Raw genomic sequence first — 23,161 nt, 5'->3', positions numbered from 1 at the left:
GATGGAAGGCAAACTGCTTGAATATTACAACCGCGAGCTGGCCTATCTGCGTGAGATGGGCGCTGAATTCGCCGAACGCTATCCGAAGGTTGCCGGCAGGTTGGGCATGCGCGGTATTGAGGTCGCCGATCCTTACGTTGAGCGGATGATGGAGGGGTTCGCCTTTCTGACTTCCCGCGTGCAGCTAAAAATGGACGCCGAATTCCCGCGCTTTTCACAACGTCTGCTGGAGATGATCGCGCCCAATTATCTGGCGCCTACGCCGTCGATGGCGATAGCCGAACTGCAGCCGGACATCAATAAGGGCGATCTGAGTAAAGGTTTCGTGGTACCACGCGGTACGATGATGGACAGCCAGGTACTGAAGAAAAACGGCGTCACCTGTAGCTATACCACCGCGCACGATGTCACGCTGTTGCCGCTGCGTATTGAGAAAGCCGAACTCGGCGGGATCCCCGCCGATGTGCCGCTGGCCGCGCTTGGGCTAAGCCAGCGCGGCGCCGTCAGCGCTTTGCGCCTGCGTATCACCTGTGAAGGGGCTCAACATCTTGGCCATCTGACCTTTGACCGGCTGGCGTTTTTCTTAAGTGGCCCGGATATTGAGGCGCTACGCCTGCTGGAGCTGATTCTTGCCCACCAGGTCGGCGTGGTGTGCCAGACCACCGGGCGCGATCCGCTGCGTTTTTCGCTGAGCGAAGAGGCTATACAACAAGAGGGTTTCGCCGCCAATCAGGCGCTGTTACCGGAAGATCTTCGCAATTTTGACGGCTACCGGTTGCTGCACGAATACTTTGCCTTCCCGGCGCGCTTCCGCTTTATCAGTATTAACGGCCTCAGCAAGTTAATCGGTCAGTGCAAGGAAGAAAAATCCTTCGATATTATTGTTCTGCTGGATAAAACCGACGACCGGCTGGAACAAGTGGTGGAAGCTAACCACTTCGCGTTGCACTGCACGCCGGTGATTAACCTGTTTCCGAAAATCGCCGCCCGCCAGTCGCTGAGCGACAGCCAACATGAATACCATCTGGTGGTCGATAACATCCGCCCGCTGGATTATGAAATCTATTCGGTGAGTAAAATTCACGGCAGTGCCGATGGTCACCGCGACGATCGCGAGTTCCGTCCATTCTGGAGTTCATGGAGCAAGGATGCCGGAGATTACGGCGCTTATTTTTCACTGCGCCGCGAACAGCGGGTGCTTTCCGAACACGCGCTGCGCTATGGCACGCGTACCGGCTATACCGGCTCTGAGACCTTTGTCTCACTGGTCGATGAGCAGCATGCGCCGTGGCAGGAAGATCTGCGTTACATCACCGCCGAGGTGCTGTGCACCAGCCGCGATCTGCCGTTGATGCTACAACAGGAGCTGGGGCAATTCGTGCTGGCGGATTCCCTACCGGTAAAAACATTGAAAATGCGTAGCGGCCCGACGCCGCCGCGACCGGCGCTGGCGGAAGGGCTCAGCACCTGGCGGCTGATAAGCCAGCTGCAGATGAACTATCTCAGCCTGATGGACGGTGAAAATGGCGAAGGCGCCGCGGCGCTGCGCCAGTTGCTTGGGCTGTATGCCGGGCTGGCGGAGACCGCCGTGGCCCGCCAAATCGAAGGGGTACGCCACTGCGTGCTGGAGCCGGTTCATCGCCGGGTGCCGGAGCCGGGGCCGATCGTCTTCGCCCGCGGTATCGGCATCACCTTAACCGTAGATGAGCGCGCTTTTTCCGGCGCCAGCCCGTGGCTGTTTGGCAGCGTACTGGAACGGGTCTTTGCCCGGCTGGTGTCGCTCAACAGCTTTACCGAATTCACCTTATGTAGCCAGCAGCGCGGCGAAATCGGTTACTGGGCGCCACGAATGGGGAAAAGGGCGCTGATATGAGTGAGACGTTGGCTACCATTCATCGCCTGACGCCGCTGGCGGACGTTTTCTGGCGCGAGGTTACCGCCGCGCCCTGGCGCTACGATCTTTTTCATCTGCTGCGCCGCATTGACGCGCAAGGGGGCGAACGTTACCCGCTTGGGCGCGCGCCGCTGCCGAAATTTGAATCGCTGCGCATCGGGCAAACGCCATCAATGGGGTTTGCGCCCGCGACGCTGGCCAGCGCGCAAAAACGGGAAAATAGCGCGGTGCATGAGATATCGATTCTCAGCTTCGGTCTGTTCGGCCCCAATGGCCCGCTGCCGGTTCATATGACCGAATACGCCCGCGAGCGTATTCATCATCATCAGGACGACAGCCTGAGCGCTTTTGCCGATCTCTTTCACCACCGCCTGACGCTACTGTTCTACCGCGCCTGGGCCGACGCGCAGCCAACGGTATCGTTAGACCGTGCGGATAACCGCCGCTTTGAGCGCTATCTCGCCTCACTCATCGGCATGGGTCAGCCGGGGCAACTGGAGAAGGGCGACCTGAGCCCGCATGCGCGTTTCACCCACGCAGGCCATCTCAGCCGCCATGGTCGGGATCCGGAAGGGCTGGAGAAGATCCTGCGAAATTACTTCAAAGTCCCGGTCAACATTATCAGCAACGTGCCGCAGTGGATGCCGTTGACCTCGCGAGAACAAGCGCAGTTGGGAGCGGGAAGGCGTTTACCTCGCCTGGGCGTCTCGGCGTTTCTCGGCGTCGCGGTACGCGATGTTCAGCATAAATTCCGCCTTGAAATCGGCCCGCTTAGCGCCGCCGAATACGCCCGTTTTCTGCCGGGCGAAAACGCGGTGAACGAATTACGCGACTGGATCCGTCAGTATCTTGGGATCGAGTATGCATGGGATGTCAGGGTACTTATCCGCGGCGATGAAATACCCGGTACGGTCCTCAGCGGCGACGGCAAACTGGGTTATAGCACCTGGCTTGGCCACCAGCCAGCCCCCGTGCCGCGTGGCGATTTAGTGTTTAGCGTGGAGCAGAGCGACGCCTGATGTTGTCTGCTCTCTGACACCTTTATTAATGTTATCAATGGAACCGAACATGTCAGAAATCAGCCGTGCCGTACTCTTCGGCAAACTGGATACGCTGTTGTTTACCTCGCTGGAAAGCGCAACCGCCTTTTGTAAACTGCGCGGCAACCCTTACGTTGAGCTGGTGCACTGGCTGCACCAACTGATGCAGCAGCAGGACGGCGATCTGCAACACATTATCCGCCATTTCGCCCTTGATGAGCAGGCGCTGACCCGCGATATCATCGCGGCCCTGGATGCGCTGCCGCGCGGCGCCAGCTCGGTCTCCGACCTTTCTGAGCATATCGATAGCGCCGTCGAACGCGCGTGGGTTTATGGCTCGCTGAAATATGGCGTCAACCGCATTCGCGGCGGCCATTTGTTAATAGGGCTGCTGAAAACCTGGAATCTGGCTAACGTTCTGAAAGGCATTTCGCCGCAGTTTAGCAAAATCAATGTCGATGCCTTGAGCGAGAGCTTTGAGACGCTGCTGGCCGCCAGTAAAGAGAGCCAGCAGGCGGCGGTGGAGACGGCCAACACGGGCGCGACGCCGACGGCGCAGGGCACGCTGGCTCAGTACGGACAGAACCTGACGCTGCGGGCGCAGGAGGGCAAGATCGATCCGGTGGTTGGCCGCGATGAAGAGATCCGCCAGATGGTGGATATCCTGATGCGGCGCAGGCAGAACAACCCGCTGCTGACCGGGGAAGCCGGCGTCGGTAAAACCGCGGTAGTGGAAGGGCTGGCGCGGCGGATCGCCGCAGGCGATGTCCCGCAGCCGTTGCGTAATATTGAGCTGTGGCTGCTGGACATCGGCATGCTGCAGGCCGGTGCGGGCATGAAAGGCGAATTTGAAGCCCGTCTTCAGGCATTAATTAACGAAGTGCAATCCAGCCCGACGCCGATCGTGCTGTTTATCGACGAAATCCACACCCTGATTGGCGCAGGCGGCCAGCAGGGCACCGGCGATGCGGCGAACCTGCTGAAACCGGCGCTGGCGCGCGGACAGTTACGCACCATCGGCGCGACCACCTGGGCGGAGTACAAAAAATATATTGAAAAAGATCCGGCGCTGACCCGCCGTTTCCAGACGGTGCAAATCCACGAGCCGGATGAAGAGAAAGCGTTGCTGATGCTGCGCAGTACCGTATCGCCGCTGGAGAAACACCATCGTGTGCTGCTGCTTGATGAAGCTGTCAACGCGGCGGTGAAGCTGTCGCATCGTTATATTCCCGCGCGGCAATTACCGGATAAAGCGGTCGCGTTGCTGGATACCGCCTGCGCCCGCGTCGCCGTCAGCCAAAGCGCGCCGCCGCCTCAGTTAGAAGATTGTCTACAGCGCATTGCCGCCCTGGATGTGGAACTAGAGATTGCCCAACGCGAAAACCGGGTGGCGATTGGCGGTGCCCAGCGCATTGAGCAACTCAAACAGGCGCGTCAGCAGCAGGAAACTGAACGCGATACCTTGAGTCGTCGCTGGGAGCAGGAACGTGCGTTGGTTGATGAAGTCATCGCGTTGCGCGCGCAATTGCAGGAGGCTGATGACGACGCCCAGCCGACGCTGCGCCAGACGCTTAATGAAAAACAGCTGGCGCTAAAAACCCTGCAGGGTGAGATGCCGCTGCTGTTCGCGGCGGTAGATGAGAACGTAGTGGCGGCGGTGGTCGCTGACTGGACCGGCATTCCGCTGGGGCGGATGGTCAAAAATGAAATTGACGCCGTACTGAGCCTGGCCGACACGCTCAACCAGCGAGTGATTGGCCAACGCCACGGGCTGGATCTGATCGCCAAACGTGTGCGCACTTCACGCGCGCGGCTCGACGATCCCAATAAGCCGGTCGGCGTCTTTATGCTTTGCGGGCCATCCGGCGTAGGTAAGACCGAAACCGCGCTGGCGCTGGCGGAAGCGCTGTACGGCGGCGAACAGAACGTTATCACCATCAACATGAGTGAGTTCCAGGAGGCGCATACCGTCTCGACCCTGAAGGGCGCGCCGCCGGGTTACGTGGGTTACGGCGAAGGCGGGGTGCTGACTGAAGCGGTACGCCGCCGCCCGTATAGCGTGGTGCTGCTGGATGAAATCGAGAAGGCGCATTCGGACGTGCACGAAATCTTCTTCCAGGTGTTTGATAAAGGCTGGATGGAAGACGGTGAAGGCCGCCATATCGATTTCCGCAATACAATCATTATCTTAACGTCTAACGTCGGTACCGAGCTGATTAGCGCTATGTGCGCCGATCCGGATCTGATGCCCGAGCCGGAAGCGCTGAGCGGCGCGCTGCGTCAGCCGCTGTTACAGGTCTTCCCGCCAGCGCTGCTTGGCCGCCTGTTGGTGGTGCCGTACTACCCGCTGAGCGATGCGATGCTGGGGCAAATCGTGCGTCTGCAGCTGGCGCGTATTCAGCGCCGTCTGCAGGACAATCACAACATTGTCTGCGAAATTGACGACAGCGTTGTCGAGCAGGTGGTTCAGCGTTGTACCGAAGTGGAATCCGGCGGGCGTATGGTCGATGCGATTCTGACCAACACGCTGCTGCCGCAGATGAGCCAAATTCTGTTAACCGCCAACCGTAACGATGAGCAGTTTACGCAACTGCGCATCAGCTATGCGCAAGGCGAGTTTCATTGTCAGTTTGCCGCGTAACACCATCAGAAAGTGAGTCTTAAGATGACGGATCACGAAAACAATCGGACTGTCCTGAACGCGCTGCCGGTCGGGTATCGTTTTAACGAATTTGAAATAAAGGAAGTGATTGGCGGCGGCGGTTTCGGCATTGTGTATCGCGCCTGGGACCATCAGCTGGAACGTACCATCGCGATTAAAGAGTTTATGCCTTCGTCGCTGGCGGTACGTAACGAAGATATGACCCTGGTACTGCGTAGCGAGCGCTTCAGCAAAGCGTTCTCCGCCGGATTAAATAGCTTTATCCAGGAGGCGCGGCTGCTGGCGCGCTTTAATCATCCCAACTTGCTGCACGTGCTGCGCTTTTGGGTTCAGAACGACACCGCCTATATGGGCACGCTGTTTTATAGCGGCACCACCTTGAGCCGCCTGCGCGAGCAGCAGCCAAACCTCATCGATGAGGCATGGATCCGTCGGATGCTGCCGATGCTATTCGGCGCCATTAAAACCATTCACGATGCCGGCTATTTGCACCGTGATATCTCACCGGAAAATATCCAGATCCAGGATAACGGCCTGCCGGTGCTACTCGATTTCGGTTCGGCGCGCCGGACCATCGGTAATCTCTCCGACGAAACCGAAACCATGCTGCGCCCGGGTTATGCGCCTATCGAGCAGTATACCGACGATAATGACAGCGAACAGGGCGCCTGGACCGATATTTATGCCGTCGGCGCGGTGCTGCATACGCTGATCGTGGGTTCACCGCCGCCGGTGAGCGTGGTGCGGAGTATTCAGGACAACTATCAGCCGCTGGCGGAACTGAAGCCGGCGGGTTACTCGCTGCCGCTGCTACAGGCGGTCGATAAAGCTCTGGCGCTGCGGGTGGAAGATCGTCCCCAGTCAATCGACGCGTTTGCCGAGCTGATTGAAATGCCGGTGTCCAGTATCGATGACGTCTTGTCGGTCAAAAAAACCGGCACCATGCTGGCGCTGGTCGAAGAGGAAGAACAGGCGCCGGCCGTGACAGACTGGCGGCGCTATAAGGTTCCGGGGATGGTCGCCGCAGGCGTACTGGTCGGCATTATTGCCGGCGGTATGCTGTTCAGCGGCGGCGGCAGCGAGGCGCAACCAGCACAGAGCGCCAGCACCCAGCCGCCAGCGGCGGTTACGCCGCCGGTAACAACGCAGACCGCTAACGCGCAGACCGCTCCGCCCGTTGCCGTTCAAGAGAGCAAACCTGCCGCCGCGGCGGCGCCTGTTGCTCAGGTTTACGTGCGCATGCGGGAAGGGGAAAAGCTCAAACTCAATGGCGAACCTCATAACACGCAACCGGCCACAAACGGCTTCGCCTCGCTGAAACTGGCGCCGGGACATTATGAAATTACCCTGCAGGGTAATGGACAAACCCGCGAGCAGACGCTGGAGATCGCCAAACCGGGAACCTGGCTTATTAATCCATCGAGCTAGATGGCGCAATTGAGAGCGAAATCCACCCGCCAGCAATGCACGGCGGGTGGGATAATCATTTAGCGAGATATCACTGATCAACAAGGAGTGTTTAATGACCCCAGGCTGGATTATCAACGCAGTATTGACGTTTGTTATTATTTTCATCGGCTTTTACCTTGCGAACCGCATAGTAAAAAACTCGCAACGGCGAGAGCAGCGGATTATCGAAAACGGGAACGATATCCAGGTTACGATACTCGCAATGCGGCAAACCGGATTATTTATCAACAACAATCCTGTCATTGATATGGATCTGCGGGTACAGGATTTAAATAATGGAAAAACGTGGCTTGTGGAAAAGCACCAGGAAACGGTTTTGCTAATTACCCTCGATGCCTGGCAGGTCGGAGTGACTTATGAGGCAAAACTCGAGCCAAAAGATAACGCCATTGTGTTTGTAAGAGATATTAACGATAAGCCAAAACTGACGAGTGGAAGATGAATATTTTTACTAACGTAATCGTTCTGGCCGTGGTCCTACTGTTTATTTATATTTTTGCGTCATTACTGATTCGCGATGCGAAAAATAAAAAAATCAAAGCGGCTATCCACAATGATGGCGTTGCGGTGTCTGGCACCATCACAAATGTGAGAAGCCGCTCGGGCGGTAATTCCGGGTTTATTAATATTAGCGTCGATTTTAATTACGTTAACGAAAAAGGTGAATTGCTGACCGGTCAGCGGGATATCGTTATTGATATTACGCGTATCCAAAACTTTCAACCGGGAAAGCCGATTCCGTTACGCTACTTGCGCCTTGACCCGCAACAGGTGCTGGTCGATCTGCCGAACCCACTGTTAACGCGCAGCTAGCGCTGCACAAACTGTATCCCCCTGAATGGAATAATATTATGTCTAACAGGATCACCGTTCAGCTCCCCGTTGAGGGGCTGCTTTTCTGGAAACTCAGCGGACATGAAGCCATGTCGGAAATGTTCGAGCTCAGCTTAACGCTGCTTGGCAGCGATGCGCGTCTGGATCGCAGCAAACTGCTTGGCCAGCCGGTCACCGTGACCATTCCGACGCAAAACGCGCTGAGTTCGCGTTATTTCAACGGTAAAATTACCCGCGTGGCGGTGAGCGCCGTTGAGCTGAGCGGTATCCGCTACGCCGCTTACCAACTGAGCGTTGAACCCGACTTATGGCCAATGAAACGCGACCGCAACCTGCGTATATTCCAGGGGCAGACGGTACCGCAGATCATCAATACGTTGCTGAGTGAATACCAGGTCAACGTTGAGGATAAGCTGAACGGCAGTTACCGCGTCTGGGATTACTGCGTCCAGTATCAGGAAAGTAGTTTCGCCTTTATCAGCCGCCTGATGGAGCTGGAGGGGATTGCCTACTATTTCCGTCACGAGGCGGGTAAACATACGATGGTTCTGACCGATTCAGCCACCCAGCATCAACCGGTAAGCGGCTATGAAACCATTCCCTACCACCAGACAGCATCGGGCGGTATTACTACTGAAGAGGGGATCGGTCAGTGGGCGCTGGAAGATAGCGTGACGCCGGGGATTTACAGCCTCGATGACTATGATTTCCGTAAACCTAACGCCTGGCTGTTTCAGGCGCGGCAGAACCCGGCATCGCCCTCGCCGGGCAGTATCGACGTGTACGACTGGCCGGGGCGGTTTGTCGATCACGGACACGGTGAATTCTACGCGCGTATCCGCCAGGAGCGCTGGCAGGTGGAACATCAGCAGATCCAGGCGTCCGCCACCGCGGTAGGCATCGCTCCCGGCGCAACGTTTACCCTAACCAATGCGCCATTCTTTAGCGATAACGGCGAATATTTGACGACGGCCGCAGATTACTTGTTTGAAGAGAACAGCTACGCCAGCGGCGGTAATAGCGATATCTCGCACCAAATCCATTTTAGAGTGATCCCCTCTTCGGTAGTCTATCGCCCGGCGCAGGTAACCGACTGGCCGCGAACCTATGGCCCGCAGACGGCGAAAGTTGTCGGGCCTGAAGGGGAAAGCATCTGGACCGACAGGTATGGCCGCATCAAAGTGAAGTTTCACTGGGACCGCCACGCCAAAGGCGATGATACCAGCTCCTGCTGGGTTCGCGTGTCGAGCGCCTGGGCAGGCCAGGGCTTTGGCGGCGTGCAAATTCCCCGCGTCGGCGATGAAGTGGTCATTGATTTTATCAACGGCGATCCTGACCGCCCGATCGTCACCGGACGTGTGTATAATGAAGCCAGCATGCCGCCATGGGATCTCCCCGGCGACGCCACCCGGATGGGCTTTATGACGCGGAGTAAGGATGGGAATATTGATAACAGCAGTTTCTTGTTCTTCGAAGATAATCCGGGCAATGAATCTGTCGAGATGCATTCAGAGAAAGATATGAAGATCTCGGTAGAGAATGATAAACATGTCAATATTGATGGTTGCCGTACTACCACAATAGGTAAAGAGCAAAGCGATACTGTCGTTGGTGATTCATCCTTTCATTATCAGAAGAAAAGAACAACTAAGGTAGAAGATCTGGAGCTGAAAGAATATAATAATGGTGAAGAAACTATAATTAAAAACGGTCGAAAAACAGATATACAAAATGGAGGTGACATCCGAAAAATTAAAGGTGATCGCAAGCTAACTCTGGATGGGAATAACAATGAGGAAGTTCTCTCCAATGAAACCATTCATATCAATGGAAAAAAAGAAACGACAATTGGTAACGGAGATGTATTCACTATAAAATCTGGAGGGCAAAAACAAAATATTCAGGGGGAAGTTAATGTAGATATAGATGGCACCTGGATGCAAGCCGTTACAGGAAAAGTGAAGATTGAATCACCAGAAGAAATAGTAATAAAAAGCAAAACAAAAGTTTTTATTGACTCTCCTGTTTTTGAACATAACGATGTAGAAAAGAAAAGCTTTGCCCAAAATGCAATGGATTTCATCGGCCAATATGTTACAATTTCAACAGGAAGTGTCGCCTTTAAGGGTGTTAGCTATGCAGCAACAGGAATAAATATTTCACATCAAGGAATGACATTTGGTCGTACCGTTATCAATGCTCAACGAGTCGAAGGGGCTCGGGTTGACAGCGGCAGTCTAAGAACCGCATTATTTGCACTTCATATGTTAATGTAGTCAGAGGATTATATGTCTATCTCTTGGGTTATAAATGCAGTATTGACGTTTTTAATTATTTTTGTGTGTTTTTATTTCGCAAATAGAATAGTGAAAAATTCACAACAGAGAGAGCACAGTATAATGGAACAGGGAGACGATGTTTATGTTACAATTTTATCAATGAAGCAAAGCGGGGTTTTCATAAACAATAATCCTGTAGTAACAATGGACTTGAGGGTGGCAAATGCTGCTGATAACAAAACATGGCTACTCGAAAAACATGATGAAACCATACAATTAATAGCTCTTGATGCTTACCAGGTTGGTTCGATTTATAGAGCTAAACTAGATAGTAAAACTAAATCTATTGTTTTTGTTACAGACCCTTCCAATGGGAAACCTTTGGCAATTTCTAATGCGCCTCGCTAGAAACGACGCGTTTTAACATGCCAGGTGCAGGTATGAATTTTCTTTCTGAATACTCAGGACCTATAGTATTAGGTGTAATGTTGATATTCATCTTCATCTGTCTCAGAGGATTAAAGGGACAGAAGGAAGATTTTAGTGAAATAAGAAATTGGGTTGCAAGAGACAACTGGAACGGCGAATTAGCAACAGGAAAATTAAAAGAATGGAAACAAACATCAACTACCAATAATTTTGACCATTTCTATATTTTTACTATCGAGTCTAATTTGAGTGGTGAAGCTCTGACATATAAAGCAGCAACTGTGTTAAAGACCTCTGAAGTCATTAAATTAAAAAAGGATATGCCTGTAATGTTCAAATACCAGGGAGTCCCCCCCAAAAAAACAGCAGTCATGAGCGTAGGCTAATACTAGTCGATGCACGACATAATATGGAGTAAACTGTCGATGATGTTTTTGTTAATAGAACGGATGCAACCCTATGAGTGTCATCACGGAACCATCTTTTATCTTTGGCATTATGATAACAATCATAGCATTAGGTATATCATTTGCTGCATTCAAACCGAATAAAACTGAAGTTTCAGCAATTAAAAACTGGTTGTCGAGAGATAAGTGGTCCGGTCAAACAATCCAGGTTCCGGTAGAATCATGGCGTCAGACAGAAACAAAGTACGGCAATGATCATATTTATGATTTCTATTTTAGTGCGAATATAACCGGCTCTGTGAAAAAATACATTGCGAAAGGCATTGTGAGACCTAATGACATTCATAAATTAAAGAAAGGAATGTTATTATCAGTAAAGTACAGTAATGATACGCCTGTAAAGATAGCGGTTACTTCCGTTAATTATTAAATGTTAAATGGCGCTGTAATATTCGATGTTTTATTCTGCCTATAAAATCATAACCTGGAATTGATTAAATGGATTTTTTAAATACGAAGTGGTTTTATATTCTGCTTGCGGCATGCCTTATAGCATTCTATATTATTGGGCGAGATTTTCGTAGTTCCGTTATCCCTATGATTAAAACAGGGTTTATTGAAAGTGCTGTTCTTAAAACAGGAATCGCAGTAAATGCCGATATTATTGCTGCACATCAAACTAGTATGTGGGGTGGAAATAAGCCAATATACCATTTAGAATTTCTAATTTGTGGTGAACTTCATTATTAATGGATCATTATGTTTGACTCTATGTGGGGAACATTAATACTAGCCATTGTGATTTTGTTTGGCTTGTTCTTATATTGTTATCGTTCAGGCTCCAATTATGATAAATTTAAGGCAAATGGCATTCGTACCGAGGCTAAAATATTAAGCATGGAAAAAATTGGCGCGGGTGGCGGAGGGAGCACTAAACTTAAAATGGAATTGTCTTTCAATACTGACTCAGGGCCGGTGACGGCAACGGCTAAACAATATATTTCCCCGCAAATATAGTAAAAATCATGAGAAACAATACTATTTACATCTACTACATGCCTGATAATCCCAAAAAGTTATTACCAACACCTTGGGAGATGGAGTGAAATGCTCGGTAATAATCTATTTTTCGATATATATTTTAGCATCGATGGCATCCCCCATTGCTTTGCGCCAAGGCGCTAATATCACCATCACAAATACATTTATTACATGAAGGGTTACCTATTGTCGTTAAAAAAGGGCGTGGCAATAAAATTGCCGCAATGCAAATTGGGGAGTCTGGTTAATTCACTATGGATATACTCTTTTTTGTCGTCATGGGGTTGATTGCCCTGGTGTTTGGTGTCTATCCCATGGCCCGCTTTCTTTATCAGGATGTTTATCCGCATTTAAAGGATAGTTTCACCCACAGTGAGGTCCTGCAATCCGGCATTGCGGTCAACGCGGATATCATTGCCGCACACCAGACCAGCGCCTGGAGCGGAAGTAAACCGGTCTATCGTCTCACCTTTAAATTTAAGACCCGCGAGCAGGTGGAAGTCCAGGCTAGCCTGAATTACACCCTGAATTTCAGCGACATTGAGCGTTTTAAGCCGGGTAATGGCACAACGATTAAATACGATCCGGCGAACCCGCAGAGAATTGCGCTATATGACAGGCCGCTTTTTTTGTGACAGCTAATCAAGAGATAACATGGAAATCGTCTCTACCATAATGCTAACCATGGCATGGGCCATTCCGCTGGTAGTATTGCTCTTTGTGGCCTGGGTTGCGATGCAGAATATACGCTCTGCGCGACAAGATAAAAAAACGAAAATGAATGGTGTCAATGTTAAGGCCACCATCCTGCAGATCAAATACGATCGCGACCAGCGAATTAATAATCACTACTCAGCCATTTTGACCCTTCGTTATCATTGGCATGAGCAAGAACTGCAGGGCATCCGCGGCGTTATATTCCCCGCGCAAGACCAATCTGAGGTTCAGGTGAATCAATTAATCAATATTCGCGTTCACCAGGACGACCCACAACATTTCTACTACCTCGATTATCGTAATGTCTGATGCTAAGCATCAATTCCCCTTAAGAACCTATCGCATTAGGGCTATATGAAAATCATTAAACCCTTACGCCTGAGCGTACTGAACCGGCCATTCCGCTGGCAGGGCAAAAATTATCTTGGCGTTTCGGTGCTGGCATTGGCGGATATGGGGCCAAACCCGCAGCTGCGCCCCGAGATGGAACTGTGGCAGCTTGCCGCCGACGAACTGCAAACCAGCGGCGGCGTGGTGGATATGGCCATCCCTAAAGTCCGCGCCGAATTTCTTGCCACCGGTTTTGCCTATACCCGTCATCAGCAGGAAAAAAGCGCCTGCGTGGCGCGCATCGATATCGACAAACTGAGTAAGTCGTTGGTGGTGTTCGGCGATCGCGAGTGGACGGGGCAACGTATGACCCGACCGCAGCCGTTTAGCGAAATGCGCCTCGACTGGAGCCGCGCCTTTGGCGGCGGTGATTATGCCGACAACCCGCACGGGCTTGGTGTCGCGCCGGTAAAACAGCAGGGGCGCGAACATCATCCTCTGCCGAATATTGAACAGCTGGAGGGAAGAGTAAGCTCGCCGCAGCAGAAACCGCAACCGGCAAGTTTTGGCCCGTTGGATATCCAGTGGCCGCGGCGCTTTAGCCGAATGGGCAAAAAATATGATGCCAGTTGGCTACAACAGGAGTTTCCCGGGTTTGCCCGCGATATTGACTGGAAAGTCTTTAACGCCGCCAGTCCGGACCAATGGTGGGAGGATCGGGATACCTTGCCGCCAGGGGCGAAATGGCGGATCTGGAATATGCATCCTGAGAAACCAATGCAGGAGGGCCAGTTGCCGCCGTGGCAGGCTCGCTGTTTTATTCATCGCCAGCGCGCGGATGAAACGCTATTTGAAGAAATTGCCTTACGCGCCACCACGGTATGGTTCTTTCCCCATCGGGAACAGATGATGCTTATCTGGCAGGGGCACATTCGTATCAATGAAGACGATGCCGCCGACGTCCTGCAGCTGATCCCGGCGCTGGAAAAAGAGGGCGCCGCCCGTTCGCTTAATCACTATCGCAAGGTACTGGCCCAGCGAATGGATAAAGAGAAGGGCGCGCTCTTCTCCTTTCGTGAAAAAGATCTCATACCGGAAGAGACCATCGGCCCGTGGATCGACAATGAAATTGAACAGTCGCCGAGTCCGCAGCAGGAGAATATGAAAAACCGCGCTCGTCTGCTGCGTGAACAGCACCGCGCCGCCATTGAAGCCTGCGGCGGTGATATCGATAGCCTGTTGGCGGATATCGACGACCCCACGTTGCCTAAGCTTGAAGACCTGCCGGAGTTTATCGCCAACATGGAGCGTCAGGCGCAGGAAATGGAGAATGATGCACAACAGCGCAAGCGTGAGATGGAGGCGCACTATCCGCAGTTGAATAACGATGAAAACCAACCGCGCGGCCCCGAATCCATGCACCGGATGCAGGAGATGCTGCATCAGCACCAGCACGAACTGAGCGAGAAAAAGCGCGCGCAAACGCGCGAGGCGCTACATCAGATGTACCTGGCCGCGGTGCAACATCAGCCGCCGGCGGTCCGGCTGAAGGGCGATCTGGCGATGATCCTGCGCCAACGCGCCGAGCGTACCATGGCGCAGGGCGGCAATTTTAGCGGGATGGATCTGACCGGCGTTGATTTTTCCGGCATGGATTTTCGCGGCGCCAATTTTGAAAAGGCGTTACTGGAATGCGCGGACCTCAGCCACTGTCAGCTGGATAACGCCTCTTTTCAGGGGGCCGTGCTGGCCAGAACGGAGCTACAACATTCGTCGCTGCGTAACTGTGATTTTAGCGGCGCCAGCCTGGTACTGGCGGAGTGCCATCAAAGCGACTTCACCGGCGCTCGCTTTGAAGATAGTCAGCTACAGAACGCGCTGTTTGCGCAATGCATTTTCGATAACGCGACGCTAAAAACGCTTATCCTTCGAGAAATCAGCCTGATTGACTGCCGTTTTCAGCGCGCCGAGCTGGATGGCTGCGTCTTTATGGAACTGACGCTGGCACAACCTGATTTCAGCCACGCGCGGCTGCACAAATGCTCGTTTTTACAATCTGAACTGGAGCATGCCATTTTCCATCAGGCGACGCTGGAAAGCTGTTCGCTGGTGCAGACCATAGCGGAGCGCGCTGATTTTAGCGCTGCAACATGGCTAGCCAGCGCTGCGGTTTCGGAATGCTCACTTATCGGCGCCGACTTCAGCCACGCGACGCTGCAGCAGAGCAATTTGCGCCAGACGCCATTACAGGGCGCGCGCTTTGCGCTGGCAAAAATCGAAAACAGCGATCTGAGTGAGGCCGATTGCCGTGATGCCAGCTTTGTGCGCGCGAATCTGGTCGGCAGTCTGTTTGTTCGCACCGATTTTCGCGAGGCCGATTTTACCGACGCCAACCTGATGGGCGCGCTGCTGCAAAAAAGCCAGCTGGCCGGGGCCAATTTCGAAGGCGCCAATCTGTTCCGCGCCGATCTTTCACAATCCTTTACCAGTAAAACCACGCGGCTGGATGGCGCGTGGACCAAACGCATTAAAACCCTGCCGAAGCGCGATGGAGAAGTGATATGACGATACTGAGCCCGGAGGAGATCGTGCAGCGCATCAAAAACGGCGAGCCACTCAATGAAATATCGCTGGATGGTATCAACCTGCAGGGCTGCGATCTCTCCGGCGGTCTGTTTCAGGAGGTGTCGCTACGCGGCGCTAATCTGCAAAACGCCAATCTGCATGAAGCCCTGTTTACCGAGTGCCAGCTGCAGAACCTGCAGCTGCAAGGCGCCCAACTTAAGCAGACGACCTTCAATCAGTGTGAAATGGCCCATCTTCAGGCCGCCGAAACCACGCTTGATAGTTGCGTGTTTAATCAGTGCGACCTACAAGAGAGCGATTTCTCGGCGACGACGCTGCAAAGCAGCCAGTTTATGCGTTGCCAGATGAGCAGGAGCCGTTTTCGCGGTTCAACGCTGGAACGCAGCGTGTTTTATGAGGCTGATCTGACTCACGCCAGCTTTGCGCAAAGCCGCGGTCTGTTGACCACCTTTTACCATATCGATTTGCGGGACACCGCGCTGGACGGAATGCAGTGCGACCGGCTGGTATTTTTCCAGTGCGATCAGCGCGGCAAAGACTATTCAAGGCAGGGTTTTACCGGCTGCCAGTTCACCGATTGTCCGCTGGACGGCGCGAAGTTTAACGGCGCCCAGCTAACCCAGTGCAATTTCAAAGGCGCGTCATTGCGTGAAGCAGAGCTCAATCAGGTGAACGCCAGCCAGGCGCTGTTTATGGAGGCCGATCTGCGCGGCGCCCAGTGTCGCGGCAGCCTGTTCGACCAGGCGATATTTGTCGGCGCGATACTGGAGCAGGCCGACTTTAGCCAGAGCAGGTTATTCCAGAGCGTTTTACAGCGGGTTCAGGCCGCCGGGGCGCGATTCGCGCTCTGCGATCTGACGTGGAGCGATTTTTCCGCCGCCGACCTGCGCCAGGCGGATCTGCGCGGTGCGACCTTTTCCCGCACCCGACTGCATCGCGCCCGCCAGGACGAAGCGCTGTTTACCGGCCGCCAGGGGATCCTGGAATACGATGAAGAGTTATTAGCCGCTGAGGCGTGGAGCGCCCAGCGCCACAGCCGTTGTTAAGGAGACAACAGATGACAACCATTAATCACAAACTGGTCCAGGCAGCGATGCCGCCGGCGCAGGCTTCCGGCACGGTGACCCATTGCTTTGCCGACGGTAGCGTGACCGTCGAGAGCGAAGGGCGCGGCTGGCACTGTCGGCGAGCGGTCAGTTGTCTGATCGCGCCGCAGGCTGGGGATCGCGTACTCATCAGCAGCGTGGACAACCAGATCTGGCTGTTAGCGGTGCTGGAGCGTGATGAAAGCCGCCAGGCGGAGCTCAGCGTACCGGGTGACCTGCATATTCAAAGTCAGGGAGAACTCAGCCTCAGCGGTCAGCGCCTGTGCGTCAATGCTGCGCAGGGGGACTGCCATATCAGCGAGATGAACTACAGCGGCGATAAGCTCTCGGCATGGGTGACACTGTCACGTATTGTAGGCAAACGTGCCGAATCGGTCTGGCAAACGGTGACGCAAATTAGCCACAATCTGCTGCGCACTACCCGACAGACCGAGCAGGTGCGCGCCGGGCAGTTGGATATGAAAGCGGAAGATTACGCCCGCCTGCATGCGCACAATACGGTTATCACCTCAAAAGCGATTACCAAAGTCGATTCAGAACAGATCCACATGGGTTAAGGAGCTAATCATGTTTGCTAACTGCCAGCTATTCGGTGTCGATTTAGCCTTCCCCGACGTTTGTCTGACGCCGATGCCGGCGCCGACGCCGATTCCCTATCCGGACATCGCGCTGGGACCGACGGCGATCCCTAACGCGCTCAATATTCTGTTTATGGGCATGCCCGCGCACAATATGGCGACGGTGACGCCGCTCACTAACGGCGATAACCCCGGCGTGGCGACCGGGGTGGCGTCAGGTACGGTGATGGGGCCGTCGCGTCATCTGACCGGTTCATTTACCGTGCTGCTAAAAGGCACGCCGGCGACGCGTCTAACCAGCGTTAGCCTGCAAAATTCGACAAATGCGGTCGGTATGCGCATCGTCCCCAGCCAGTTCAAGGTATTGATGCTGGCGCCGTAGGAAACACGTTCCAGATGCCATACCTGAACATCATTCTCGGGAAGCCTTTTTACGATCTCCTGCAGCATGGCCGGGAGATCGACCGCGCTATTGCACGCCGGGACGCCAGCTTGCTGAATCACTCTACGCCAGAACTTGAACGCTACTTTTCGCGTCCACCTGGCGAACGTCCCCGGCAAAACCCATTTCCGGTCGCCGCGCTATTCCCACTGTTCTTAGTGGCTTTTGCATTCAATCTGCTACCATTTTTGCAGACGCTCCCGCCATTCTCTGCGCCGATACGGGTAGTGAGTTTCTTTGTACCAGCGCTTATGGTGGTTATTGTTCTGTTGACCAGCGGCGTGTTGCTGGCTCGCGGTTATACCCTCGGGCTGAAGGGATTTCTGGCGCTATTTCTAATCCTCTCAGCGTCAACGGCAGCGCAAGCGTTGAGAGCGATGGTCAGCGCAGGTGAAAGTCTCTGGCCGCTGGCGTTCGCCGCGCTGGCATTACTGTGTTGCCGGCTAATATTTAACCGCCAGGGATTCGTGCTGTTCGCGATTTATTGTCGTAGCCAGCGGTTGGCTCTTCTCTCAGGCAAACTACGTCAGAAGCGCAGATAGAGAGCGGCGAAGACGGTGAGCAACCCCTGACTATCAACGGATAGCCAGGGGTTTTGTTTATTGCGGGTAGTTAAACGCGTCAGGATGGTTTTCAAGGCTGCCGCTCAGCGCGGCAAACAGCACGGTTTTGCCATCAATCGACAGCGCATCGCTGACATTAAGCCAGGTCAGTTTTTCCTGCGATGTCTTCTCATCAACCACCGAGAAAACGCCCGACATCTGTTTGGATTTTTCCGACCAGATCACGGCGATACGTTCGCTTCCGCAATCGTGTGGTTTACAGGCGCTTAATACCTGCCAGGACTCAGAGCCCAGTTTCACGGTCTGTGCCGGAGAACCGGTACCGCCGCTGTTAACCCAGGCCGGGAGTTTATGGCCTTTCACCATCTGGCTGAACGACGCTTTGGTCGCATTATCTTTGGCAAGTGAAGTCAGCGTGACATCACTTTGCGCCATAACGCTGGCGGATGCGGTGAGTGCGACGATGGCGGCAAGTGCTTTGAACATGTTTCCTCCTGGAGTTGATATGTCCTCATTTCGGGCCCCTTAATAGTGGGGGCAGAGCATCATTAATGCAAATGAACATATTTATACAATGAATGTCATCGCCCGCGCAAAGCGTGGACTTATCCGGCTTTGACATGTCATGATGCACATTGGTTAAATTTTTGTATTAATAGCCGAGAGTGAAGGGCTAATACAAAAGGGCATATTTATTCAGGCGATAACGCATGGCGTATTTGAATCATCTGTTGACGTTTATTGAAAGTAATCCGGCACTGGCGATCGGCTTTAACCTTATTCTGCTGGTCGTCTCTGGCATATTTGCCCATCTTTTGTGCAAGTTTTTGCTGATTAAAGTGATACGCAAGGTGTTCTTCGCCAGCCATAAGCAGGACGTACCGCTGGAAAAAGACCGCCGTATCGCCGAGAAACTGTCAAACTTCATTCCGGTTATTATCGTCTACTACGTTCTGCAGTTTATGCCCAATATGCCGGCATCGCTGGTAACGGCGATTAATACCATCTGCGGAATCTTGTTTTTTATTTTTCTGTCGATCTTCTTCAACGAAATGCTGGATATCGTCAATAGCTCTTATCTGCGTAAAACCAAGCGCAAAAACCACTCCATCAAAGGCTATATCCAGATAGGCAAAATCTTAGTTCACATTCTGGCCGCAATTATGATCCTCGCCGTGATGTCGAATAAATCACCGGTGATTATCATTTCCAGCCTCGGCGCCGTCGCGGCGGTGCTGATGTTAGTGTTTCAACATACCTTGCTGTCGCTGGTGGCCAACGTCCAGCTATCGTCCAACGATGTCCTGCAACTGGGCGACTGGATCGAAATGCCCGACAAGAACCTGAGCGGGGAAGTGACGGATATCGCGCTGCATACCATTACTATCCGTAACTGGGACAACACCATTTCGCGTATTCCGACCAAGAATTTCCTTACAGAAACGTATACCAACTGGCAGGCGATGTTCTCGTCCGGCGCACGGCGGATCATGCGCAGTATTAATATCGATCAGCACTCGGTGACCTTCCTGAATCAGGAGATGTTAACCCCGATGCTGGCAATCCGCGGGGTGAGTGAACCGCTCAGTAAATTACTGGATGGCCGGGATCCGGGCGGCGTCGCGGATCGCTGGTTTATTGATAACGGGTTGACTAACCTGACGCTGTTTCGCCATTACCTGATGAGCTATCTCGCCGAACGGCCAGATATCGTTAAAGATATGTACATCGTGGCGCGAACGTTAAAACCGTCGCCGTCCGGGCTGCCGCTGGAAATCTACTGCTTTACCTCCTCGACGTTATGGATGGATTACGAGAACACTCAGTCCGCTATTTTTGAATACATTACCGCCGTGGCCGGGCAGTTTTCACTGCGTCTTTACCAGTATCCCGCCGGGCATGATTTCTGGCGCTTATCGCAGGAAAACAGTTCACGGACGACGACACCGCCGTCGACGGAAGGGCCATAATTGGCGCGTATATCCATCTCGGCAACAGGATGTTCAGAGGATGCTGAAGTTCATTAAATACAGTTTGCTGCTCAGTGCGGCCGTCAGGGACAGAATAAAAACCAACGATCCGCAGCTGCTTGAAAAGCTTAAAGACAGATTAAAAGACCGGATGGGTATTCCGGTCGGCTGGCATATGTCAGGAATACCGCTGGTAGGGGCTATGATTCTGAGCATGTTCGCTTTTGCCCTGGCTCAACCTTATCTCTGGTTGGCGGTGTTCGAGCTATTTGGGCTGCCGCAGTATGCCGTGATGGCGGCGATTGTGCCTGTATCGCTAATTTATAGTCTGATAATGGTTCTGACGATGTACTTCGTTGCCAGAGGCAATTTTCTGGCGCTTAAATTATCACTGGTTTTGATGGCTTTTAGCGGTCTGGTTGCGATTGTTTATTTTCTTTCTGTTTGCCTGGGGGCATTATTCGGCGCCGGACTAAAACCAGGATTTCTCATTAGCGCCGTGCTGGGGCTAGTATTCATTTTAGGCGGTATCCGATGCATTAATAGCCAGACTTTTTACCGTGCAAACGCCCTTTATTTACATAACAGGGTCTGGCGAAAACAGCTTAATATTCAGCGCCAGACGCTGCGCCGCGCTTCACGTTAGAAAAGGGCGGCAACAGGCCAGTTTTAGCCTGGCCTTATTTTATAAATCAATGAGCAAATTCGTGCTGTGGCTGCGGGAGCAGCACAGCGCGACATGCTGCACGATGGCGCATTTTTCTGCTGCTGACTGCACCGTATCACGATGATCCACCTCTCCCTCAACCACCCTGGTCAGACAGGCGCCGCAAATCCCCATCTCACAGGAAAGCGGCACTGCCACACCATTTTCCTGCAATACCTGTGCGATGGTTTGATTGGCGGCGACAGGCCAGCACTGGCCAGAAGAGTCGAGCGTCACTGTAAACGTCTCTTCCTGCCGAACGTCGTTGGCGGGCATTGACGCCTGAAACGCCTCCTCATGGATCTGCTCAGCCTGCCAGCCTTGTATGGCCGCCGCCTGGCGCGCGGCGGCCATAAATCCCGCCGGACCACACACGTAAAGCCGATCTTCACGATGAGGAACGCTCAACCTTCCTGGCAAATTTTCTCGCGGGCTCTCGCCTTCAGCTGAGCTATAAATCCTCACGTTTTCAGGTGCCAGCTTGCGGGCAATCGCGGCTACCAGGGCGCCGTTTTCCCGTCGGTTGAGGTAATACTGTAAGGTAAATGGCTTTCCTTGCGCCGCTAACGCCCGGGCCATGCTATACAGCGGCGTAATGCCAATCCCGGCGGCCAGCAGGGTGACGTGTCGCGCCGTCTGCAGGGCAAACTGATTTCTCGGCGGTGATATCATCAGCCTCTGACCAGGTCTCAGCGTCTCATGGATGTAGCGCGAACCGCCGCGCGACTCTGCCGCTCTCGCCACGCAAATCAGATAACGTTCCAGCCTGCGATGGCTCCCGGTGAGTGAGTACTGACGGGTCACGCCGTTCGCCAGATGCAGATCGATATGGGCGCCGGGCTGCCATGCGGGTAATGGGGCGCCGTCAGTCGTCACCAACGTGACCGCCAGATTATGTTCGCCTTCACGCCAGAGACCATCGACAACCACCTCAATTAGAGTACTCATCGTATAACTCCTTGCTCAGACCAGGAAAAACTCACCGAAACCCAGCCGCTTCAAGCCGCGACGGTAGGCAATTGAGCTACGGTCGGCTGGAATATGTGCTTCTAGGGTAAGATCCAGAGGTAGCGTCTCCGGGCGCTGGCTTTCAACCATCAGCCGGTCTTCTTCGAACACGCGAAGGTTGAAAGCGTAGACTTCCTCCACCGGCACATGCAGGTCGAAATTGCGGGCGATAGGGGCAAACATTCGCGTGACCCGTGATGAGACGGGCGAGGCGGCATTCATTATTACCAGTCGGGCTTCGCCGGGGAAATGAATCGTCAGGGTAGCGGTAAAGGGCAGATGCATCTCAAAGCGACGTAGCCATTGAAAACCCTCCGGAGCGCGGTAGCCGGCGCTTGCCGGATAATTGCCGACCGTACTCCAGTAGTCGACGACAAACCCGTTTTCCGTTTCCTCAGGCAGGTAGTCAGGAACCTGTTGATTCTCAGCATCGGCGAAGGTGGCGGTATGGATCCACGCAAAATGCGCCACATCAAGAAACCCTTCCACCTGACGGCCTGCAAAGCCATTGACCTCAAACGCCGGGCAGGTCAGTTGCTGGAATCCGTCGTCTGCCCAGTGCGGCATGGTCGGTAACCGCGGGGGATTGTCAGCATCATAATCGAGACACACCCACACCAGACCATAGTGTTCTTCCGCCGCGTAGCAGGTCAGATTTAATTTCGCCGGTATCGGCTGATTTGGGCTGGAGGGGATTCGGTTACAGCGGCCATCTTCCCCAAAGCGCAGGCCGTGATAAGGGCAAATGATACCTTCTTCGTCATGAAAACCTAACGTCAATGGTACCCCGCGGTGGGGACAGGCATCGCGGGCGACGACGACTCGTTCGTGCAGGCGATAGATAACCAGTTTTTCATCCAGCAGGGTGGCTTTCACCGGTTGCGGGCCGATATCCGCGCTACGCGCCACCGGATGCCAGCATTTTGCCAGCCGCAGCCAGTCCTGGAGTTCAAAGGTACAATGCGCAGGGGGCGTGAGCGGTTGTCTGTTCATCGTTTTGCTTCCTGATGGCTAAAGTGATTGTTTAATTGTTGTGAGTTTATTGTTGCCATAGTAGGGTGTTGACATCCATCAGCATTAATTCAGCTATCCGTTGCAA

Annotated in this window: 24 protein-coding genes; 21 read left to right on the top strand and 3 right to left on the bottom strand. The window is 53.4% G+C overall.

Annotation, left to right across the window (positions count from 1 at the left end; all coding sequences use genetic code 11):
- The first annotated feature begins 1 nt into the window (after window position 1).
- From tssF to PGR10_RS03730, 19 genes are all read left to right on the top strand, one after another.
- A complete protein-coding gene (tssF, locus tag PGR10_RS03820; RefSeq protein WP_430922985.1) occupies window positions 2-1,873 on the top strand; it encodes a type VI secretion system baseplate subunit TssF in 1,872 nt (623 codons plus the stop codon).
- Window positions 1,870-2,913 carry a type VI secretion system baseplate subunit TssG gene (gene tssG / locus PGR10_RS03815; protein WP_430922984.1) on the top strand — a complete coding sequence of 348 codons (1,044 nt, stop codon included), beginning with the start codon at window positions 1,870-1,872 and terminating at the stop codon, window positions 2,911-2,913. Before tssF ends, tssG begins: the two co-directional genes overlap by 4 nt.
- A gap of 49 nt (window positions 2,914-2,962) precedes the next feature.
- Window positions 2,963-5,575 carry a type VI secretion system ATPase TssH gene (gene tssH / locus PGR10_RS03810; protein WP_430922983.1) on the top strand — a complete coding sequence of 871 codons (2,613 nt, stop codon included), beginning with the start codon at window positions 2,963-2,965 and terminating at the stop codon, window positions 5,573-5,575.
- Window positions 5,576-5,599: 24 nt separating this feature from the next.
- Window positions 5,600-7,024, top strand: a complete 1,425-nt coding sequence (locus PGR10_RS03805; protein ID WP_064736556.1) for a serine/threonine protein kinase — start codon at window positions 5,600-5,602, stop codon at window positions 7,022-7,024.
- A 94-nt stretch (window positions 7,025-7,118) separates the two neighbouring features.
- Window positions 7,119-7,508, top strand: a complete 390-nt coding sequence (locus tag PGR10_RS03800) for a hypothetical protein (protein WP_020078763.1) — start codon at window positions 7,119-7,121, stop codon at window positions 7,506-7,508.
- Complete coding sequence (locus PGR10_RS03795) at window positions 7,505-7,879, top strand: DUF3592 domain-containing protein (RefSeq protein WP_045394304.1); 375 nt, start codon at window positions 7,505-7,507, stop codon at window positions 7,877-7,879. The genes PGR10_RS03800 and PGR10_RS03795 overlap by 4 nt, the downstream gene beginning before the upstream one ends.
- A gap of 38 nt (window positions 7,880-7,917) precedes the next feature.
- The gene (locus tag PGR10_RS03790; protein ID WP_430922982.1) at window positions 7,918-10,176 is read left to right on the top strand and encodes a type VI secretion system Vgr family protein; all 2,259 of its coding nucleotides are present in this window, start codon (window positions 7,918-7,920) and stop codon (window positions 10,174-10,176) included.
- Between the two features lie 12 nt (window positions 10,177-10,188).
- The gene (locus tag PGR10_RS03785; RefSeq protein WP_430922981.1) at window positions 10,189-10,587 is read left to right on the top strand and encodes a hypothetical protein; all 399 of its coding nucleotides are present in this window, start codon (window positions 10,189-10,191) and stop codon (window positions 10,585-10,587) included.
- Between the two features lie 32 nt (window positions 10,588-10,619).
- Window positions 10,620-10,994 carry a hypothetical protein gene (locus PGR10_RS03780; RefSeq protein WP_430922980.1) on the top strand — a complete coding sequence of 125 codons (375 nt, stop codon included), beginning with the start codon at window positions 10,620-10,622 and terminating at the stop codon, window positions 10,992-10,994.
- A 73-nt stretch (window positions 10,995-11,067) separates the two neighbouring features.
- Complete coding sequence (locus PGR10_RS03775) at window positions 11,068-11,445, top strand: hypothetical protein (protein WP_430922979.1); 378 nt, start codon at window positions 11,068-11,070, stop codon at window positions 11,443-11,445.
- A gap of 68 nt (window positions 11,446-11,513) precedes the next feature.
- The gene (locus PGR10_RS03770) at window positions 11,514-11,765 is read left to right on the top strand and encodes a hypothetical protein (protein WP_430922978.1); all 252 of its coding nucleotides are present in this window, start codon (window positions 11,514-11,516) and stop codon (window positions 11,763-11,765) included.
- A 9-nt stretch (window positions 11,766-11,774) separates the two neighbouring features.
- A complete protein-coding gene (locus PGR10_RS03765) occupies window positions 11,775-12,032 on the top strand; it encodes a DUF3592 domain-containing protein (protein WP_430922977.1) in 258 nt (85 codons plus the stop codon).
- A gap of 278 nt (window positions 12,033-12,310) precedes the next feature.
- Window positions 12,311-12,691: a DUF3592 domain-containing protein gene (locus PGR10_RS03760; protein ID WP_430922976.1), complete on the top strand. Its 381-nt coding sequence runs from the start codon at window positions 12,311-12,313 to the stop codon at window positions 12,689-12,691.
- Between the two features lie 19 nt (window positions 12,692-12,710).
- Window positions 12,711-13,082 carry a hypothetical protein gene (locus PGR10_RS03755; RefSeq protein ID WP_045394322.1) on the top strand — a complete coding sequence of 124 codons (372 nt, stop codon included), beginning with the start codon at window positions 12,711-12,713 and terminating at the stop codon, window positions 13,080-13,082.
- A gap of 45 nt (window positions 13,083-13,127) precedes the next feature.
- Window positions 13,128-15,668 (top strand): DUF2169 family type VI secretion system accessory protein, encoded by a 2,541-nt coding sequence (locus PGR10_RS03750; RefSeq protein WP_430922975.1) that lies wholly within the window; start codon window positions 13,128-13,130, stop codon window positions 15,666-15,668.
- Window positions 15,665-16,735 carry a pentapeptide repeat-containing protein gene (locus PGR10_RS03745; RefSeq protein ID WP_047042645.1) on the top strand — a complete coding sequence of 357 codons (1,071 nt, stop codon included), beginning with the start codon at window positions 15,665-15,667 and terminating at the stop codon, window positions 16,733-16,735. Before PGR10_RS03750 ends, PGR10_RS03745 begins: the two co-directional genes overlap by 4 nt.
- 11 nt (window positions 16,736-16,746) lie before the next feature.
- Window positions 16,747-17,352, top strand: coding sequence for a DUF3540 domain-containing protein (locus tag PGR10_RS03740; RefSeq protein WP_430922973.1), 606 nt, complete (start codon window positions 16,747-16,749; stop codon window positions 17,350-17,352).
- A gap of 10 nt (window positions 17,353-17,362) precedes the next feature.
- Window positions 17,363-17,755 (top strand): DUF4150 domain-containing protein, encoded by a 393-nt coding sequence (locus PGR10_RS03735; protein ID WP_087860795.1) that lies wholly within the window; start codon window positions 17,363-17,365, stop codon window positions 17,753-17,755.
- 14 nt (window positions 17,756-17,769) lie between these two features.
- Window positions 17,770-18,357 carry a hypothetical protein gene (locus tag PGR10_RS03730; RefSeq protein WP_430922972.1) on the top strand — a complete coding sequence of 196 codons (588 nt, stop codon included), beginning with the start codon at window positions 17,770-17,772 and terminating at the stop codon, window positions 18,355-18,357.
- Window positions 18,358-18,414: 57 nt separating this feature from the next.
- On the opposite strand, the gene ivy is transcribed toward PGR10_RS03730, so the two are convergent.
- Window positions 18,415-18,864, bottom strand: a complete 450-nt coding sequence (gene ivy / locus PGR10_RS03725) for an Ivy family C-type lysozyme inhibitor (RefSeq protein WP_047049054.1) — start codon at window positions 18,862-18,864, stop codon at window positions 18,415-18,417.
- A gap of 224 nt (window positions 18,865-19,088) precedes the next feature.
- Between ivy and PGR10_RS03720 the strand changes: the two genes are divergently transcribed.
- Together PGR10_RS03720 and PGR10_RS03715 are read left to right on the top strand one after the other, a co-directional pair.
- On the top strand, window positions 19,089-20,348 hold the full coding sequence (locus PGR10_RS03720; RefSeq protein ID WP_087860792.1) for a mechanosensitive ion channel family protein: 1,260 nt from the start codon (window positions 19,089-19,091) through the stop codon (window positions 20,346-20,348).
- Window positions 20,349-20,388: 40 nt separating this feature from the next.
- The gene (locus PGR10_RS03715) at window positions 20,389-20,994 is read left to right on the top strand and encodes a hypothetical protein (RefSeq protein ID WP_430922971.1); all 606 of its coding nucleotides are present in this window, start codon (window positions 20,389-20,391) and stop codon (window positions 20,992-20,994) included.
- Window positions 20,995-21,033: 39 nt separating this feature from the next.
- Here the strand turns inward: PGR10_RS03715 and PGR10_RS03710 are convergent, their stop codons facing one another.
- Both PGR10_RS03710 and hpxD read right to left on the bottom strand, forming a co-directional pair.
- Entirely contained in the window at window positions 21,034-22,002 is a 969-nt protein-coding gene (locus PGR10_RS03710) for a PDR/VanB family oxidoreductase (RefSeq protein ID WP_430922970.1), read from the bottom strand.
- Between the two features lie 15 nt (window positions 22,003-22,017).
- The gene (gene hpxD / locus PGR10_RS03705) at window positions 22,018-23,055 is read right to left on the bottom strand and encodes a molybdenum cofactor-independent xanthine hydroxylase subunit HpxD (protein ID WP_430922969.1); all 1,038 of its coding nucleotides are present in this window, start codon (window positions 23,053-23,055) and stop codon (window positions 22,018-22,020) included.
- Between the last annotated feature and the right edge of the window lie 106 nt (window positions 23,056-23,161).

The organism is Klebsiella sp. 141198 (assembly GCF_050600785.1).
Classification (GTDB): domain Bacteria; phylum Pseudomonadota; class Gammaproteobacteria; order Enterobacterales; family Enterobacteriaceae; genus Klebsiella; species Klebsiella aerogenes.
Note: the sequence above shows the minus strand (reverse complement) of the source record. Positions and strands in the feature narration are given on the sequence as shown.